The sequence below is a fragment of the Xanthomonas dyei genome (assembly GCF_002939865.1).
Taxonomy (GTDB): domain Bacteria; phylum Pseudomonadota; class Gammaproteobacteria; order Xanthomonadales; family Xanthomonadaceae; genus Xanthomonas; species Xanthomonas dyei.
The window spans coordinates 1-16,790 of sequence record NZ_MDEE01000002.1; the positions used below are offsets into that span (position 1 = coordinate 1).

The window sequence follows — 16,790 nt, forward strand, 5'->3', positions numbered from 1 at the left end:
CTCACGCTGGCTAGAACGCTTGCGCACCCTGCCCGACGCAGTGCGCGAGCAGATGAGCCTGGTACCTTAAAAACGTGGGGATACCTAAGTTCTCGACCGGCAATTTGCCCTGGGCGTAGATACTCAACCAATACCGGCCATCTTCTTCGGTATTGGCATGGGCCGTGGAGATACTGCCCAGCAGCAAAAACAGAACAGGACCGGCGATGCGAAACGTTGCGGTCCGTAGCGTGCCAAATGCGTTCATTTAGTGAAATGTGTCGGCGTTGGCAAATCATAGCAACATCTATCGTGCTTCCATCGACCGTCTGGTCGGCCCGTAGCGCCTCTATTCGGCTGCAGCTTCGCTAATCACGACACAGCTTCGCTTTCGTGCATCCGCTGGCAAGGTGTGCAGGTCTCCGCCCGGTGGCGTATCTGTTGTCTTCTGCTTGACCAGCTCGATGCCGACATAGGCAGCTCTGCGCTGCGCTGCAGTGACTTGCGGTCGATAACCAGGCCGACAGGGCATCCCCAATGCGTCAGGGCGATGCAGCGTCGCTGGAGAGCATTTGCCGAAACAAGGTGTCCAGAGCATCCGCACGCCCGCTGCCGGCCGGCAGCCGTGGCTGCGCCGCGCCCATGCGGTCGAGTTCTGCTTCGAGAAAGTCGCTGATCACCGCAATCCGTGGTCCATCTTCCACTTCTGTGGAGATGCGCTTGAGCGCCAGCAAGCGATCCACCGCGTTGCGCAGTTCGCCATGCGGCAACAAGTCGTCCAGCAATAGTTCGAACGCCATCGGCGGCATGTCCTGCCTGCGCTCGATCCATTGGCAAGCCAGCACTGGGCGCAAAACGTACAAATATTTCTTGGTGCGAATCCGCTCACCGCGCAGGTAGCCGCGATAGTTGCTCTTGGCCATGTTGAAGTAATGCCACCAGGTGCCAAGCGGCGAATAGAAGTGCGCGGCGATCGCCCGCAACTGCTCGACAGCAACCGGATCTTGCCGATACACCACCGGCGAATGCAGCCATTCCAGCAGCGTCGGATTGGACTTGGAGACCAACCGCAATGCCTTGCGCAGGTCCCAGCCGCTGACATCCAGATCGTCGGAGAGCGGCAGCTCGATCACATCGCGCTGCGGCTCGCCGGGGCCGGTGCTTTCGTTGACGCTCAGATACCAGTCGCGCCGATGGACGTAGACAAAGCGTGCGTCGTAATCGCTGTCGGGCGAGGAAAATCCCCAGCCGCGGCTGCCCGATTCGCACGCCAGCAGAATGCGGACCTCATGTTGCTGCTCGATCTCGCGCAACGCCGCCAGCACTGCCTCGCGTTTGTCCGCTGCGATGGGATGGATGTCCATGGGGTCGCTGTCCTTGTGCATGACGTGCCCCAATCATAACCAGCTCACGCAGATGCAGCCTGGCACACGGCCAGGGCTATGCCACCTTGCTGCGCCGCGCGCGTTCCAGATGCACCAGCAGCAGCGAGATCGCTGCCGGGGTCATGCCGGGAATGCGTTGTGCCTGACCGATGTGTTGCGGGCGCACGCGTTCGAGTTTCTGCTGTACTTCGATCGACAGACCGCGCACGCCGGCGTAGTCGAAGTCTTCCGGGATCGGCGTGGTTTCCTGGCGTTGCTGGCGTGCGATATCGTCGCGCTGGCGATCCAGATAACCGGCGTACTTGACGCTGATTTCCACCTGTTCGGCCACCTGCGTATCGTCCACGCCCGGCCCCAATGTCGGCACCCGCATCAGCGTGGCGTAGTTGAGTTCCGGGCGCTTGATCAGGTCCAGCACATTGGTTTCGCGGCTGAGCGACACGCCCAGCGTCTGCGCCACTTCGCGGCCCAGCGCATTGCCCGGCGTCGCCCACAGCGCCGACAGGCGGGCGGTCTCGCGTTGCACGGCCTCCTGCTTGGCCGAAAACCGCGCCCAGCGCGCCTCATCGACCAGGCCCATCGCGCGGCCAACGCCGGTCAGGCGCGCATCGGCATTGTCCTCGCGCAGCTGCAGCCGGTATTCCGCGCGGCTGGTGAACATGCGATACGGCTCGGTGGTGCCGTGGGTGATCAGATCGTCCACCAGCACGCCCAGGTAGGCCTGGTCGCGACGCGGCGACCAGGCCGGCAGCCCCTGCACATGGCGGGCGGCATTGAGGCCGGCCAGCAGGCCTTGCGCGGCGGCTTCTTCGTAACCTGTGGTGCCGTTGATCTGTCCGGCAAAAAACAGCCCGCCGACCGCCTTGGTTTCCAGCGAGGCCTTGAGCCCGCGCGGGTCGAAGAAGTCGTATTCGATCGCGTAGCCGGGGCGGGTGATATGCGCCTGCGCAAAGCCGTGGATCGAACGCACCAGCGCCAGCTGCACATCGAACGGCAGCGAGGTGGAAATGCCGTTGGGATAGATCTCGGTCACCTCCAGGCCTTCGGGTTCGACGAAGATCTGGTGGCTGGTCTTGTCGGCAAAGCGCACCACCTTGTCTTCGATCGACGGGCAGTAGCGCGGGCCGATGCCTTCGATCTGCCCCGAATACAGCGGCGAGCGGTGCAGTGCGCCGCGGATGATGTCGTGGGTCTGCTCGGTGGTGTGAGTGATCCAGCAGCTGACCTGGCGTGGGTGGTCGCTGACCTGGCCCATGAACGACATCACCGGCAGCGGGTCGTCGCCGGGTTGTTCGGCCATGACGCTGTAGTCGAGCGTGCGCCCGTCGATGCGCGGCGGGGTACCGGTCTTGAGGCGGTCGATCGCGAACGGCCGCTCGCGCAGACGCGCGGCCAGCGTGGTGGCCGGCGGGTCGCCCATGCGCCCGGCCGCGTACTGGGTTTCGCCGACATGGATCTTGCCGGCCAGGAAGGTGCCGGCGGTCAGCACCACCGCCGGCGCCTCAAAGCGCAACCCGGTCTGGGTGATGACTCCGCGCACGCTGTCGCCTTCGGCGGCGCCGTTGTGGATGATCAGATCGTCCACCGCCGCCTGGAACACGGTCAGGTTGGGCTGCGCCTCGACGATGCAACGGATGGCGTTGCGGTAGAGGTTGCGGTCGGCCTGGCAGCGGGTGGCGCGGACTGCCGGCCCCTTGGAGGCATTGAGGGTGCGCCACTGGATGCCGGCCAGATCCGCCGCGCGTGCCATCGCCCCGCCCAGCGCGTCGATCTCCTTGACCAGGTGCCCTTTGCCGATCCCGCCGATGGCCGGGTTGCAGCTCATCGCGCCCACCGTCTCGATGTTGTGAGTCAGCAGCAAGGTGCGGGCACCTGCGCGCGCAGACGCCAGCGCGGCCTCGGTGCCGGCATGGCCGCCGCCGATCACGATGACGTCGAAGCGATAGAAAGAGTCGGACATGGGCGTGGACTGATCAGCAGAGAGAAGGAAAACGGCCGCAGAAGTATCGACTGAAGCGCCGCGATGGTCACTAAATCGTTAAATATGTGATGAGAGTCACATTTTAAGATAGTGACCCTCAAGTTGGCACGTTCCGTGCGGATATCCCTACTGCACCTATCGTGGCATTGCGACATGGGCGCAAAGGCTGGAATTGGAACAGGGGCCAGCCGCGCGCGCGATGGGGTAGCGTAAGGGTCGGTAGTCGGGGGACTGCCGACCCTTATTTTTTTCTGCGATTCCTGCAACGCCTGCATGCTTTCTCGATCATTGCGCGGCTGCAGGCGCTATATGTCCTGATGCTCCTGCGATCCTCGATCTACCAATGCATAAAGCCCCGGCATGCCGGGGCTTTATGCATTGGAGGCGCCGATATCCGACAGGGCCGGAACAGGGGGGATCCAGATTTCCCTGTCGGACATCGACATAAGTCTGTCAGTGAGGCGGGCCGGGTCATAACATGACGTGGCGGGTCACACAGAGCACCTAGCTTGCGACCAAGTGCCGGCTGAACGCAAGCCCCCAATGTTGCCATTTGTGGGGGCCGTCGCAGTCAGCTTGTCATGGAATTTGCTCACGGGTGTTGCGTGGCGCGGTCTGACGCTGGATTTCGCGAATCACGCGCGGCGGTGCGCCGATCCGTGCCGGTGGCCGCGCCGGTGGCGCGCCCGTGGCCGGTGGCGAATTCGGTCGCTGCGGACGTGGGCCATTCGGGCGCGGGCCGTTGTTGAACGATCCGTTCGGACGCGGCGGGCGGTACTGCGGGCGGCGATCGTACGGCCGGTAGTAGTAGCCACCGCCGCGATAGACCGGATACACCGGGTAGTCGTACAGCCCGATCGCACCGGCGCCATACGGGGCACCGTAAGGGCTGCCGTAGTAGTAAGGCGAGTATCCCGGTGGATAGCGATACTGCACGGCAGGGGCGCCGCGGTAATAGCCGCCCGATCGACCTCCGGTGTAGTCGTAGGTTGCGCAGCCGCTCAGGGCCAGGAGCCCGGCGGCGAAGATCAGACGGAATTTCATGGATGGTGCCCTCCTGCAACCATGATCTCACTTTCGAACCGTTGCATTGAATCGGTCCTTAACTGTGCGGCAATGTGGCGTTTTTTCATCGATCCAGCATGCGCAGGCACTGTGGGTGCGAGCCGTGAAGAGTGGGGCGATACGTTAATCTTGCAGGCATGATCGACACGGTCCCTCTTGCCCATTCAGATGTCCTGCAGGCCGCCGCGCGCATTGCGCCGCACTGCGCGACGACACCGTTGCTGACCTCACACCAGTTGGATGCGCTGTGCGGCGCGCAGCTGTTCTTCAAGGCCGAGCACCTGCAGCGCAGTGGCGCGTTCAAGTTTCGTGGCGCCTGCAATGCGGTGTGGTCGTTGCCTGATGAGGTGGCGCCGCGCGGCGTGGTCACCCACTCGTCCGGTAACCATGGTGCGGCGTTGGCGCTGGCCGCCCGCACGCGCGGGATCGGTTGCCATGTGGTGGTGCCCGAAGGCGCCGTGGCGGCCAAGCTTGCCAATATCTCCCGGCATGGCGCCACGCTGTGGCGCTGTGCGCCGACCATCGCGGCACGCGAGCAGCTGTGTGCCCAGGTCCAGGCCACCAGTGGCGCGAACCTGGTGCATCCGTACACCGATCCGGCCGTGATCGCCGGCCAGGGCACGGCCACCTTGGAGTTGCTGCATCAAACTGGCGGGCTGGATGTCCTGCTGGCACCGGTCGGCGGCGGCGGGTTGGCGGCCGGTGCGGCGTTGGCGCTGCGGTCTGCGACGGGCTGTGCGCTGGTGCTGGCCGAGCCGAGCGGGGCGGCCGACACCGCGCGCTCGCTGGCGGCCGGGCAGCGCTTGGTCGACTTCGTGCCCGATACCGTCTGCGATGGTCTGCGCGGCACCCTGGGTGCGCCGAACTTTACGCTGCTGCAAGCCGGCGGCGCGCAGGTGATTACGGTGGACGACGCGGCCGTGGTGCAGGCGATGCGGCTGATCTGGCAGGTGCTCAAGCAGGTAGTGGAGCCGTCTTCGGCGATCACGCTGGCGGCGGTGCTGGCCGAGCCGGCGCGGTTTGCCGGGCGCAGGGTCGGGCTGATCCTGTCCGGCGGCAATGTCGATCTGGATGCACTGCCGTGGGCCGCCGCGTGAGCAGGCGTGGGCGCGGGCTCGGTCTGTGGGGCTGGGGCTGGCGGTTATGCATGCTGGCGCTGATCTGGCTGGTGGCGGTGGCCGGCTGGATCGTCTGGGTGGGCGACCGCGATCAGGCCGCGCCGGCGGACGTGATCATCGTGCTGGGCGCGGCCGCTTACGACGCGCGCCCGTCGCCGGTGTTCGAAGAACGGATCCGGCATGCGCTGGATCTGTACGACCAAGGCTATGCGCCGCGGTTGTTGTTCACTGGCGGCTTCGGCAATGGCGCGCGCTTTGCCGAGTCGCAGGTGGCACGGCGCTACGCGCTGCGCCATGGCGTGCCGCCGGAAGCGATCGTGATCGAGACCAGCTCGCGCACCACCCGCCAGAACCTGCTGCAGGCGCGGGCGCTGATGGAGCGGCACGGCATGCACCGGGCGATCATCGTCAGCGACCCGTTGCACATGGCGCGCGCGCTGCGGCTGTGCCAGGAACTGGGCGTGGATGCGCTGGCCTCATCCACGCCGAGTACGCGCTTTCGCAGCTTCCACACCAGCTGGCGCTTCCTGCTGCAGGAGGTTTACTTCTTCCACCGCGATCTGGTGGTGCAGGGGAGCTGAAACGGCTGCCGTGGTAGCTGGGTGCATCGAGCCGGCAGGGCCAGGTGGCATGTGCATAGGCATGTGGAGGTGCTCGGGCGCCTCGCACCGACGGGTCGATCTCTGGCCGCAGTGATGTGAGTGTGTGCACTGCACAACGGCGTGGCCCGTCGAGGATGGGAAACGCGTGCGAGGGAGTGGACGCTGACTGCGTCCCAGCACGCGTGCCAAACCCGCTCTATGATGCGGCTTTCCAAGCGGCAGGTTCGAGCATGAGCGAGAGCAATCGGCAACGCGCCATCGGCCTGGTCCAGGCCTATTACGACGCCTTCAATCGCGGCGATTGGGACGCCATGCTGGCGTTCCTGGCCGACGATGTGGCGCACGACCTCAATCAAGGTGCGCGCGAGATCGGCCGTGCGGACTTCGCGGCCTTTCTGCAGCGCATGAATGACAGCTACCGCGAGCAGTTACGCGACATCGTGATCACCGCCAACGACGACGGCACGCGCGTGGGTGCCGAGTACGTGGTGCACGGGGTCTACCACACCACCGACGAAGGCCTGCCGGAAGCCAACGGGCAGACCTATGTGCTGCCGGGCGGTGCGTTCTTCGATGTGCATGCCGGCACGATTACCCGCGTCACCAACTACTACAACCTGCAGGAATGGATCGCGCAGGTCTCGCGCTGAGTGCGTCGATCGGCATGCGCTAGACCTGTGTAGGAGCGCACCCGGGCGCGACCAGGCATTTCCGGTAACGCTCCCGATAACGCTTCATCGCGCCCGGGTGCGCTCCTACGTGGGTGGTGAGGCCTTCGGCAACGCGGCATGTTCGGTCGGCGGCGATGGCAGGAGCGCCTGAGCAGGTGTTCGCGCGTGTCTGCGCGCGATGACGGGGTCTCGGGAATGCCCCGTCGCGCCCGGGTGCGCTCCTACGGAGGTGGTCGGGGTGTTACAGCCGCACGATGCCGACCACCACCAGCACGAAGATGCTCCACTTGAGCACCTGGTACAGCGGGTTGTTGCGCTCTTTCAGCGCCTTGGCCTTCAGGCGCGCCGCGTAGAAGTAACGGAACACGCGGTTGATGCCACCGGTCTTGTCGCCTTCCTGATTGGGCGAGGCGCCGGCCGACAGCAGGCTGCGGCCGACGAAGCGATTCAGCGCCGCCGCCCAGCGCCAGCGCATCGGGCGTTCGATATCGCAGAACAGGATGATGCGGTCCTGGTCGGTGTCGTTGCGCGCGTGGTGGATATAGGTCTCGTCGAACATGGTCCACTCGCCGTCGCGCCAGCTATGGCGCTGGCCGTCGACATCGATGAAGCAGCGGTCGTCGTTGGGCGTGGCCAGGCCCAGGTGCAGGCGCATGGACCCGGCGAACGGGTCGCGGTGCGGACGCAGTTCGCTCCCCGGCGGCAGTTCGGCAAACATTGCTGCCTTCACCGTGGGGATGGATTTGAGCAACGCGGTGGTCTGCGGGCACAACTCGGCCGCAGACGGGTGCGCGGTGCCGTACCACTTCAGATAGAAGCGCTTCCAGCCACGCCGGAAAAACGAGTTGAAGCCGATATCGGTATAGCCGTCGGCGGCGCGGATCTTCTGCATCTGCTGCAACGCCACCGCTTCGTCGCGGATCACCGGCCAGTTGGCGCGCAGCGGCGCCAGCTCGGGGAATTCCTTGCCCGGATCGATAAACGGTGTGGTCGGCACGCGCGAACACAGGTACATCAGCGTGTTGATCGGCGCCATGAAGGTGGAATGGTCGAGCAGCTGCCGGCTGAGCCGGTGGCGCACGCGACCGCGGTAATGGATATACAGCGCCGATGCGATGAACAGCGCGATGAGAAGCCACTTCAACATGGGGGAAACCGTTTGGGGGCAGGGCCGCTGGGGGCACAAACCCGAAGCGGTGCGCCGGGACAGGATCGCGGCGCGTTATAAGTGAATTCTACCGGCAGTCGCTGCCACACCTGACGGCGCGGCATCGGTGCCGGCGCAATGCTGTGTATCACCGGCACGAGCGCGCCGGGGCGGCCGATGTGCGCCGCTGCCGGGTCAGTCGATACGGCGGCGGATCGGGATGGAGGACACCGGCACGCTGGCCACGTCCTGACCGCGCTCGCGAATGGGCGCGCCCGGCGCCGGCGCCCAGGCGTGCGCATAGATCACTTCCCAGGAGCTGGGCAGGGTGCCGTCCGGCCGCCGTAGCGGTTCGTAGGCGGCGCTGGCGGCGGCAAAGCGGCCACGGCCGGTCAGCGTGGCGCGGCGGTTGCTGAGCGCATTGGTGGCGCCCATCGCACGCAACTCGCGCATCAACGCGGGCAGATCGTTGTAGGTGAGCGTGAACAGATCGCGGTCCAGCACCGGGTCGCGGAAGCCGGACATCAGCAGCGCATCGCCGAATTGCGCGATCGGCGGGAAGCGGCTGACGTGCGGGGCGGTGTCGGCCTGGGCGAAGGCGTCGCGCAATTCGATCAGGGTTTCCGGCCCGAAGGTGGAGCACAGCAGCAGCCCGCCCGGCCGCAGCGCGCGGCGGAACCCGGCGAATACCGCCGGCAGGTCTTCCACCCACTGCAGGCACAGATTGCTGAAGATCACATCCACGCTGCCGTCGGCCACCGGCAGCGCGCGCGCATCGGCGCAGACCTGTGCGAACGGCTTCCACCAACCGGCGGCCTTACGCGCCTGGCGCAGCATCGGCATGGCCTGGTCGAGCGCGATCACCTGCGCCTTGGGCCAGCGCTTCTTGATCGCGCCGCTGGCGTGGCCGGGGCCGGCGCCGACATCCAGCACCACCTTGGGCACTTGCTCGCCCAGGTAATCGAGCGATTCGAGCAGGCGCGTTTCCACTTCGCGCTGCAACGCGGCGGCGGCGGCATAACTGTTGGCGGCCCGCGCAAAGGCGCGGCGGACGTGGCGGGGATCGAAAGTGCTGTTCATTACGACGCTATTGTCGCCCGTGGGCGCGGCGGAGGGAATCGATGCGTGGTGTGGCGTGGCAATCGGCCTGGAGAACTCTGCGAGCGGTCGCTCTGCCAGCGACTGCGTGGCGACCGCAATGAACTAGCAATGTGTTTCGACAAGCCGAGTCGTGGCCGAAAACAACCGCGACGTCGTCCGCGGTTGCCACAACCTCCGCATGGCCGACGCGCTCTAGAACGTGCCCGGATAACTGCCGCCGTCGATCAACAGGTTTTGCCCGGTGATATAGCCGGCCTGCGCGCTGCACAGAAACGCGCAGGCCGCGCCGAATTCGTCCGGCTCGCCGAAGCGCCCGGCCGGAATGGCGGCCTGCTTGCGCGCGGCGACCGCTTCGGCGGTGCTGCCTTGCTGTTGCGCGACGGCGGCGAAGTTGCCGCGCAGGCGGTCGGTGGCGAACTGGCCTGGCAACAGATTGTTGAGCGTGACGTTGTCGACCACCGTGCTGCGCGCCAGCCCGGCAACGAAGCCGGTGAGGCCGGCACGTGCGCCGTTGGACAGGCCCAGGATGTCGATCGGTGCCTTCACCGCGCTGGAGGTGATGTTGACGATGCGGCCGAAGCGACGCGCACGCATGGCATCGACGGTGGCGCGGATCAGTTCGATCGGCGCCAGCATGTTGGCGTCCAGCGCGCGCAGCCAGTCTGCGCGTTCCCACTGCCGGAAATCGCCCGGCGGCGGGCCGCCTGCGTTATTGATCAGGATGTCGACCTGCGGGCAGGCCGCGAGCGCGGCGGCGCGTCCTTCCGGTGTCGCGATATCGGCCACGACACTGCGCACGTCTCCGGCGCCGGGCAGTGCGCGCAATGCATCGGCGGCCGCGTCCAGTGCAGCGCGGCCGCGTGCGGCGATCACCACGTTGACGCCTTCGCGCGCCAACGCGCGGGCGCAGCCCAGGCCCAACCCTTTGCTGGCAGCGCAGACCAATGCCCAGCGCCCGGCGATTCCCAGATCCATGCGATGTGTCCCCGATCAGCGAAGTCGCATGATCGGCGATCTGCTCACGGCACGGACGCAACGAAGCGTTGCAACGCCTCGGCCACCTGATCGGCATGGCCGAGAAACGGTGCGTGGCCGCCGCCGGCGATGGTGAGTGCCTGCGCGTGTGGCGCAAGCGCGGCGGCGGCGTGCATGCCGGCGGCCGGCACCAGCCGATCGCGTTGCCCGGCAATCCACAGGCTGGGGCGCGCCAGCTGCGGCAATGCGCGGCGCAGGTCGGTACGTTCGAGCAGGCGCAAGCCGTGTTGCAGGGCGTCGGCCGCCGGCTCGCCGCGTACGGTGAGCGTTTCGCGCAGGCTGCGCAGCTCGGCGCGCGCATGCGCCGAGCCCAGGGTATCCAACGCCAGAAAACGCTCCAGGGTGCCGCGGTAATCGCGCGCCAGGTCTTGGCCGAATTGCACGAACACGTCGCGCTCGACCGCATCGGCCCAGTCGGCACCCCGCACAAAGCGCGGCGTTGCCGCGATCATCGCCAGCCCACGCACCTGCGGTTGGGTGGCGGCGGCATGCAAGGCAAACAGGCCGCCCAGCGACCAACCCACCCACACTGCCGGCGGCGTGGCCGCGGCAATCGCGGCGACCACGTACGGCAACGCCAACGGCGTGGTGTCGTCGCGACTGAAACCGTGCCCGGGCAGATCGACCAGATGCAGTTGGTAGTGCGACGACAGCCGCTCCACCAGCGGCGCAAACACGCCGCCGTGCAACGCCCAACCGTGCAGAAGAACCAGCGCAGGCCCGTGGCCGATGACATCGATATGCATGCATGGATTGTCGCCGATTGGCGCGCGCTCAGCGTGCAGCGCGTATGCGCTTTGCATTGATCGCAGGCGCCAGCACTGCCCATTGCTGGCGTGCATACCGGCGCCAGCACCAGCGATCCGGCCAACGCCAGCGACGCGCGCGCTGTGTGGCGATCGCCGCCGCTAGCCAGTCGTGATCGAAGCCCTCCCACACGCCGGCCACGCTGCGCAGATTGCCGATCAGCACCGGGTGCACCTCGTGCAGCAGCATCGTGCGCAGTTGCGGCAACGTAAACGGCGAGGCGGCCAGGATCCGGGAAATGCGCGCGTGGTCGCCATCGCACGCGCTATCCAGATACAGCAGCGACAGCGCCTCCCAGGCGTGGCGGTTGGCGTGTCGGGCGCGGTCATTGCCATGTCAGCGGACCTGTTCCCAGTGACTGCCGGCGTGGATGCTGCGGTATCGGCGAGGAGCTGCCGACGCTCGGGTGACTGCGTTCGAGCGGAAGCCCTGCCGCAGTGGGTTGATCGGGCGTGCGGTTGTTTTGTTCGCGCATGACGCGTGCTGCGGCGCTAGGCCGTGCGCCCCACGCCGCCAACGCAGGTGTGCATGCGGTCGAAACGTGCGCGTTGACAGGGCGCAGGCATCGCACCGTCCGCGCCTGTCCGGCGTTGCGCACGAGCGCGCTGCCGGCCGCGCGTTAAGCGGATGCGCGCAGCGGCTGCCGGCTGACCACATCGCGCGCCTGCACGATCGCCTCGATCAATGCCTGCACCTGCTGCGGCGTGTGCAGCGCCGACAAGGTCACGCGCAGGCGCGCCTTGCCTTCGGGCACGGTGGGCGGGCGGATCGCGCCGACCATGAAACCGGCCTGTTCGAGTGCGGCCGACATCGCCATCACCGTGGCTTCTTCGCCGCACAGCAGCGGCTGGATCGGCGTGTCGGAGGCCATCAGTTCGAACCCATGCCGGCGCGCGCCGTCGCGGAAGCTGCCGATCAATTCGACCAGGCGTGCACGTCGCCAATCGTCGCGGCGCGCCAGCCGCACCGCGGCCAGGGTGGCGGCCACCTGCGCCGGCGGCAGCGCGGTGGTGTAGATGTACGGGCGCGCGGTTTCGGCCAGATGGCGGATCAGCGCTTCTTCGCCGACCACGACCGCGCCGTAGCCGCCGAGCGCCTTGCCCAGCGTCACCAACTGCAGCGGCACTTCGGCAACGCCCAGGCCGGCATCGGCGACGCAGCCGCGCCCCTGCGGGCCGACCACGCCCACGCCGTGCGCATCGTCGACATAGAACAAGGCCTCCTGCATGCGCGCCACCAGGCTCAAGGCACGCAGCGGCGCCACATCGCCATCCATGCTGAAAACGCCGTCGCTGGCCAGCATCGCCGCGCCCTCGGGGGCGCCCTTGAGCTGGCGCATCGCGCCTTCCACATCCAGATGTGGATACCGCCGCAGCCGGCAGCCGGCCAGGCGCGTGGCGTCGAGCAGGCTGGCGTGATTGAGCCGGTCCTGCACGCAGACATCGTCTTCTTCGCTGAGCAAGGCTTGCTGCACGGCCAGATTGGCGATGAAGCCGCTTCCGAACAGCAGCGCCGACGGGTAGCCCAGCCACTCGGCGATCTCGCGCTCGAGCGTTTCGTGAGCGGTGTGGTGGCCGCAGATCAGATGCGAGGCGGTCGCGCCGGCGCCATCGCGCGCGGCGGCGTCCTGCAGGGCGGCAACCACTTCGAACTGTTGCGACAGGCCCAGATAGTCGTTGGAACAGAAACCGGTCAGCCAGCGGCCGTCGATCTCCAGCCGTACGCCATCGCGGCGGCCGACCTGGCGGCGCACCCGCACCCGTTCCTGGGCGACGCGCAACTTGCGCAGCGACGAAATCCGTTCGTGCAGATCGGGGCGAGCCATGAGGGAGTTCGACAACAGATAAGGGCCGCTAGCGTAGCGTGCCGCGGCCACATCGCCCAGCCGGCACCGACGGCCGGTGGGGCGGGTTGGCTGCCCGGTGAGCTTGGGCTGCCAGTCATAACGGTTTACTGCCGCGCCTGGCCCTACTGCGGTCAGCAGGGCCGGGCGCAGTGCAGGCTCATCCTTGGATGGCGTGCGCCGTCGTCACGCTGCGTGCTCGCAGGCCGCGCCGCGGGTGATGTCCGCATGCACCGTGCCGGGGTGGTCGTGGTCGGCGGCGTCGACGGTGATCTGCATCGGGCGCAGGCCCAGGCGTTGGAACAGGGCCTGGTCGCGCTCGGTGTCCGGGTTACCGGTGGTCAGCAGTTTTTCGCCGTAGAAGATCGAGTTGGCGCCGGCCAGGAAGCACAGCGCCTGCAGCTCGTCGCTCATCGCCTCGCGGCCGGCGGACAGGCGCACCATCGACTTGGGCATGACGATGCGGGCCACCGCGATCATGCGCACAAACTCGAACGGATCCAGTTGCTGGGTGCCGTGCAGCGGCGTGCCGGGGACCTGCACCAGCTGATTGATCGGCACCGAGTCCGGATGCGCCGGCAAGGTGGCCAGCGCCAGCAGCAGGCCAATGCGGTGCTCGCGGGTCTCGCCCATGCCGACGATGCCGCCGCAGCAGGTCTTCAGGCCCACATCGCGCACGTGCTCCAGGGTGTTCAGGCGGTCCTGGTACTGGCGGGTGTGGATGATGGAATCGTAGTAATCCGGCGCGGTGTCCAGATTGTGGTTGTAGTAGTCCAGCCCGGCGTCCTTGAGCGCGCGCGCCTGGCCGGCGTCGAGCATGCCGAGCGTGGCGCAGGTTTCCAGGCCCATGGCTTTGACCTCGCGGATCATCGCGGCCACCTTGGGGATGTCGCGCTCCTTCGGCGAGCGCCACGCCGCGCCCATGCAGAACCGCGAGGCGCCGGCGTCCTTGGCCTGGCGTGCCTTGGCGACCACTTCTTCGGTTTCCATCAGCTTTTGCGCGGTCACGCCGGTGTCGTAGCGCTGCGCTTGCGGGCAGTACGCGCAATCTTCCGGACAACCGCCGGTCTTGACCGACAGCAGCGTGGAAACCTGTACCTGCGCCGGATCGAACTGTGCGCGGTGCACGCTGGCCGCGTGATGCAGCAACTCGGGGAACGGCAGATCGAACAACGCCTGCAGCTCTTTGCGATCCCAGTCATGGCGTACGACAACAGACATCGGAGTTTCCTGACAGTCAGCGGCTTGGAAGCCAGGCAGTCTGGTGAGCATGGAAGAGGCTGTCAACTTTGAAGAGGTAGGGTCGGTTTACAGATGGCCGCAACGGGTGTTGCGCCTGCTGTTGCCGAGCCTGTGCCTGGTGTGCGCGGAGGCGGGCATGTCCGATTGCGATCTGTGTCCATCGTGCCGGGCCGCATTGCCGGAGCACGGCCATGCCTGTCTGTGCTGCGCCACCCAGCTGTTCGCCTCCGATGGCGTGGCACTTTGCGGGCAGTGTCTGCAGCAGATTCCGCCCCTGCAGCGCGTGCATGCGTGCTTCACCTATCGCTGGCCGGTGGACGGATTGCTGCGGCGCTTCAAGTTCCATCAGGACCTGGCGGCAGGGCGCCTGCTCAGCGAATTGATGGCCAGGCGCTGCGCACGGTTGCCGCGGCCGCAGGCCCTGGTGCCGGTGAGCCTGCATCGGCAGCGCCTGCGCCAGCGCGGGTACGACCAGGCGCTTGAGCTGGCCAGACCGCTGGGCCGCGCGCTGCGGTTGCCGTGCTTGCCGTTGCTGCGCCGCGTGCGTGCGACGGCGCAGCAATCCGAGCTGGATGCCGTCGAGCGCCAACGCAATCTGCGCGATGCGTTCATCGCACGCGGCGCCTTGCCCGCACATGTGGCGCTGGTGGACGACGTAATGACCACCGGTGCCACGCTGCACGCGGCAGCGCAGGCCTTGCGACGCGCGGGCGTGCAACGGGTCGATGCCTGGGTGTGCGCGCGGGTGCCGTGATGGTGTGGGTGGGAGCGGTCTGTGGTTGAGATGGCCGGGGCTGAGGCAAGGCTGCCGTAAGTGGTGGCAAGCTAGGTCAACGACGGGGTCGGGCCGGCGGGGGCTTTGCCGCTCTGTGCGGCTGATCGGCGCGTTACGCGTTTCTCGCTTCGGCTCGGATTTGGTGGTCAGGTGGGTGCTGTTCGTTTAGCGCGACGCTGCCCCGGGTTCTCGGGTAGCAGGCAGGCGGTCTTGTCACTCGGTGAGCGCGATCACAGGCGTAGACGCGAGTGTCGGTGGGCTGCTGTCGTGCTTAAGACGCTTAAAACACGGGCGAAGTGAGCCTCGGCTAAAAGCAGATGCTGATGCGAGTGCGGGCTTGTTGCATCGGCCCGTCCCCTCACCCCAACCCTTCTCCCGCAGGAGAGGGGCTTGTCGCCTGCGGATTGGCCCTCAGCACTCTGGGCGTTATCTGGAGAGGTCGGTGCGGGTTCTATCAGCGCGGTTGTGGAAAGAGATCATCTGCTCGGAAAGCCTGGCGCACAGCCTTTAGCGTCTCCCACACCCCGAATTACGAATTACGAATCCCAAACTACGAATCCCAAACTACGAATCCCAAACTACGAATCCCAAACTACGAATCCCCAATCCCCGCTCCTAACGCACTGCCACCGCGATCCCGACAAAGATCGCCAAACCCACCCAATTGTTATGCAGGAAGGCGCGAAAGCAGGGTCCGCGTTCGCGGTGGCGGGCGATGCGGAATTCGTAGAGCACCAGCGCTGCCGCCACGCTCAGGCCCGCCCAGTAGGCTGCATCCAGGCCGGCGCGCAGTCCGACGGCTGCCAGGGTCGCAAACATCGCCGCGTAGAGCGCGCCTTGCGCCAGCAGGTCGTACTTGCCGAACAGGATGGCGGTGGACTTGCTGCCCATGCGGATGTCGTCGTCGCGATCGACCATGGCGTACCAGGTGTCGTACGCGGTCGCCCACAGGATATTGGCCCCATACAACAACCAGCCCAGCAACGGCACGCTGCCTTGCACGGCCGCAAAGCCCATCGGGATGCCCCAGCCGAACGCCATGCCCAGATAGACCTGCGGCAGGTGAGTGTGACGCTTCAAATACGGGTAGCTCGCGGCCAGGAACACGCCGGGCACGCTCAGTGCCACGGTGAGCCAGTTGAGGCTGAGCACCGATGCGAACGCCACCAGCATCAGCACCACGAATACCCACAGCGCTTCGCGCCCGGACACCGCGCCGGTGGCGAGCGGGCGCGACTTGGTGCGCTCTACATGCGGGTCCAGCCAGCGGTCGGCGTAGTCGTTGATCACGCAACCGGCCGAGCGGGTCAGCCAGACCCCTGCGGTGAACACGAACAGCGTCCATAGCGGTGGCATGCCGTCGGCGGCGAGCCACAGTGCCCACCAGGTGGGCCAGAGCAGCAGCAAGCTGCCGATCGGGCGGTCGCCACGCACTAACTTCCAGTATTGCCCCAGCCGCTCGGACCACGTCAGCGCGGGCGCTGCGGGTGCCTGTTCGAAACCATGCTTGCTCATGCTGCAAAGGGTAGCAGCGCGCCCTGGATGCGGCCATCCGGGTGCGGCCATGCACGTGCTGGCTGCAAGAACTCCGGTCGACACGCGGATATGCGTCTGCGGTCGGAACTTGGCGAAGCAACGCGTGCGTGGGGCTCGGTGGCCGGGCCGGGTGTCGGCTGCTCCGGCGAGCGCGCGCGCTCCGCATGAGGGAGTGTGCGGAGCACATTGGACATCTCCCGCCAGACGGCCGGCGGACGCCAGCGGCCCAAGGCATCACGCGGCTGGCGCAGGTTCTGGCATAATGCGCGGCCAGGCGCTCGTAGCTCAGCCGGATAGAGTAGTGGCTTCCGAAGCCATTGGTCGGGGGTTCGAATCCCTCCGGGCGCACCAGATGACTCCCTTCAGGGACATCCAAGAAAGTCCAAAACCCCCGAGAAATCGGGGGTTTTTTATTGCCCGCAGGTCCTCCTGGATCCATCGTGATCGGTTGCCATCCAGGCTGATCGGCGGGCATGGATGGGGGCAGCAGCAGCCCCAATACG

14 protein-coding genes, 1 tRNA gene and 2 pseudogenes are annotated in these 16,790 nt (G+C 66.6%); 5 read left to right on the forward strand and 12 right to left on the reverse strand.

The features are described 5' to 3' along the window. Positions 1–85: 85 nt before the first annotated feature. The 4 genes and pseudogenes from XdyCFBP7245_RS02545 to XdyCFBP7245_RS02560 all read right to left on the reverse strand — a co-directional run. Positions 86–247 (reverse strand): annotated as a pseudogene (locus XdyCFBP7245_RS02545) (DUF2490 domain-containing protein); the annotation flags it as partial. 274 nt (positions 248–521) lie between these two features. After that, positions 522–1,343 (reverse strand): nucleotidyltransferase domain-containing protein, encoded by an 822-nt coding sequence (locus XdyCFBP7245_RS02550; RefSeq protein ID WP_104614436.1) that lies wholly within the window; start codon positions 1,341–1,343, stop codon positions 522–524. A gap of 76 nt (positions 1,344–1,419) precedes the next feature. After that, positions 1,420–3,324, reverse strand: coding sequence for a tRNA uridine-5-carboxymethylaminomethyl(34) synthesis enzyme MnmG (gene mnmG, locus XdyCFBP7245_RS02555; RefSeq protein WP_104614262.1), 1,905 nt, complete (start codon positions 3,322–3,324; stop codon positions 1,420–1,422). A gap of 600 nt (positions 3,325–3,924) precedes the next feature. Then, complete coding sequence (locus XdyCFBP7245_RS02560; protein WP_104614263.1) at positions 3,925–4,389, reverse strand: hypothetical protein; 465 nt, start codon at positions 4,387–4,389, stop codon at positions 3,925–3,927. A gap of 158 nt (positions 4,390–4,547) precedes the next feature. Between XdyCFBP7245_RS02560 and XdyCFBP7245_RS02565 the strand changes: the two genes are divergently transcribed. From XdyCFBP7245_RS02565 to XdyCFBP7245_RS02575, 3 genes are all read left to right on the forward strand, one after another. After that, entirely contained in the window at positions 4,548–5,507 is a 960-nt protein-coding gene (locus tag XdyCFBP7245_RS02565) for a pyridoxal-phosphate dependent enzyme (protein WP_104614264.1), read from the forward strand. Further along, positions 5,492–6,109 carry a YdcF family protein gene (locus XdyCFBP7245_RS02570; protein WP_104614265.1) on the forward strand — a complete coding sequence of 206 codons (618 nt, stop codon included), beginning with the start codon at positions 5,492–5,494 and terminating at the stop codon, positions 6,107–6,109. The genes XdyCFBP7245_RS02565 and XdyCFBP7245_RS02570 overlap by 16 nt, the downstream gene beginning before the upstream one ends. 251 nt (positions 6,110–6,360) lie before the next feature. Beyond that, complete coding sequence (locus XdyCFBP7245_RS02575; protein ID WP_104614266.1) at positions 6,361–6,780, forward strand: nuclear transport factor 2 family protein; 420 nt, start codon at positions 6,361–6,363, stop codon at positions 6,778–6,780. Positions 6,781–7,042: 262 nt separating this feature from the next. On the opposite strand, the gene lpxO is transcribed toward XdyCFBP7245_RS02575, so the two are convergent. From lpxO to bioB, 7 genes and pseudogenes are all read right to left on the reverse strand, one after another. Further along, positions 7,043–7,948, reverse strand: a complete 906-nt coding sequence (gene lpxO, locus XdyCFBP7245_RS02580) for a lipid A hydroxylase LpxO (protein ID WP_104614267.1) — start codon at positions 7,946–7,948, stop codon at positions 7,043–7,045. A gap of 195 nt (positions 7,949–8,143) precedes the next feature. Then, a complete protein-coding gene (gene bioC, locus XdyCFBP7245_RS02585; protein WP_104614268.1) occupies positions 8,144–9,028 on the reverse strand; it encodes a malonyl-ACP O-methyltransferase BioC in 885 nt (294 codons plus the stop codon). Between the two features lie 213 nt (positions 9,029–9,241). After that, positions 9,242–10,024 (reverse strand): SDR family oxidoreductase, encoded by a 783-nt coding sequence (locus XdyCFBP7245_RS02590; RefSeq protein ID WP_104614269.1) that lies wholly within the window; start codon positions 10,022–10,024, stop codon positions 9,242–9,244. Positions 10,025–10,068: 44 nt separating this feature from the next. Next, positions 10,069–10,830 (reverse strand): pimeloyl-ACP methyl ester esterase BioH, encoded by a 762-nt coding sequence (bioH, locus tag XdyCFBP7245_RS02595; RefSeq protein ID WP_104614270.1) that lies wholly within the window; start codon positions 10,828–10,830, stop codon positions 10,069–10,071. A gap of 28 nt (positions 10,831–10,858) precedes the next feature. Next, positions 10,859–11,203 (reverse strand): annotated as a pseudogene (locus tag XdyCFBP7245_RS02600) (DUF7079 family protein); the annotation flags it as partial. Positions 11,204–11,510: 307 nt separating this feature from the next. Further along, positions 11,511–12,716, reverse strand: a complete 1,206-nt coding sequence (bioF, locus tag XdyCFBP7245_RS02605; protein WP_104614272.1) for an 8-amino-7-oxononanoate synthase — start codon at positions 12,714–12,716, stop codon at positions 11,511–11,513. Positions 12,717–12,920: 204 nt separating this feature from the next. Further along, positions 12,921–13,955 carry a biotin synthase BioB gene (gene bioB / locus XdyCFBP7245_RS02610; protein WP_104614273.1) on the reverse strand — a complete coding sequence of 345 codons (1,035 nt, stop codon included), beginning with the start codon at positions 13,953–13,955 and terminating at the stop codon, positions 12,921–12,923. Positions 13,956–14,004: 49 nt separating this feature from the next. On the opposite strand from bioB, the gene XdyCFBP7245_RS02615 reads away from it, so the two are divergent. Beyond that, the gene (locus XdyCFBP7245_RS02615) at positions 14,005–14,730 is read left to right on the forward strand and encodes a ComF family protein (protein WP_211287631.1); all 726 of its coding nucleotides are present in this window, start codon (positions 14,005–14,007) and stop codon (positions 14,728–14,730) included. A gap of 636 nt (positions 14,731–15,366) precedes the next feature. Here XdyCFBP7245_RS02615 and ubiA read toward each other — a convergent pair. Continuing rightward, a complete protein-coding gene (gene ubiA, locus XdyCFBP7245_RS02620; protein ID WP_104614275.1) occupies positions 15,367–16,266 on the reverse strand; it encodes a 4-hydroxybenzoate octaprenyltransferase in 900 nt (299 codons plus the stop codon). A 295-nt stretch (positions 16,267–16,561) separates the two neighbouring features. On the opposite strand from ubiA, the gene XdyCFBP7245_RS02625 reads away from it, so the two are divergent. Next, positions 16,562–16,638: transfer RNA gene (locus XdyCFBP7245_RS02625), tRNA-Arg, on the forward strand. The last annotated feature ends 152 nt before the right edge of the window (positions 16,639–16,790 follow it).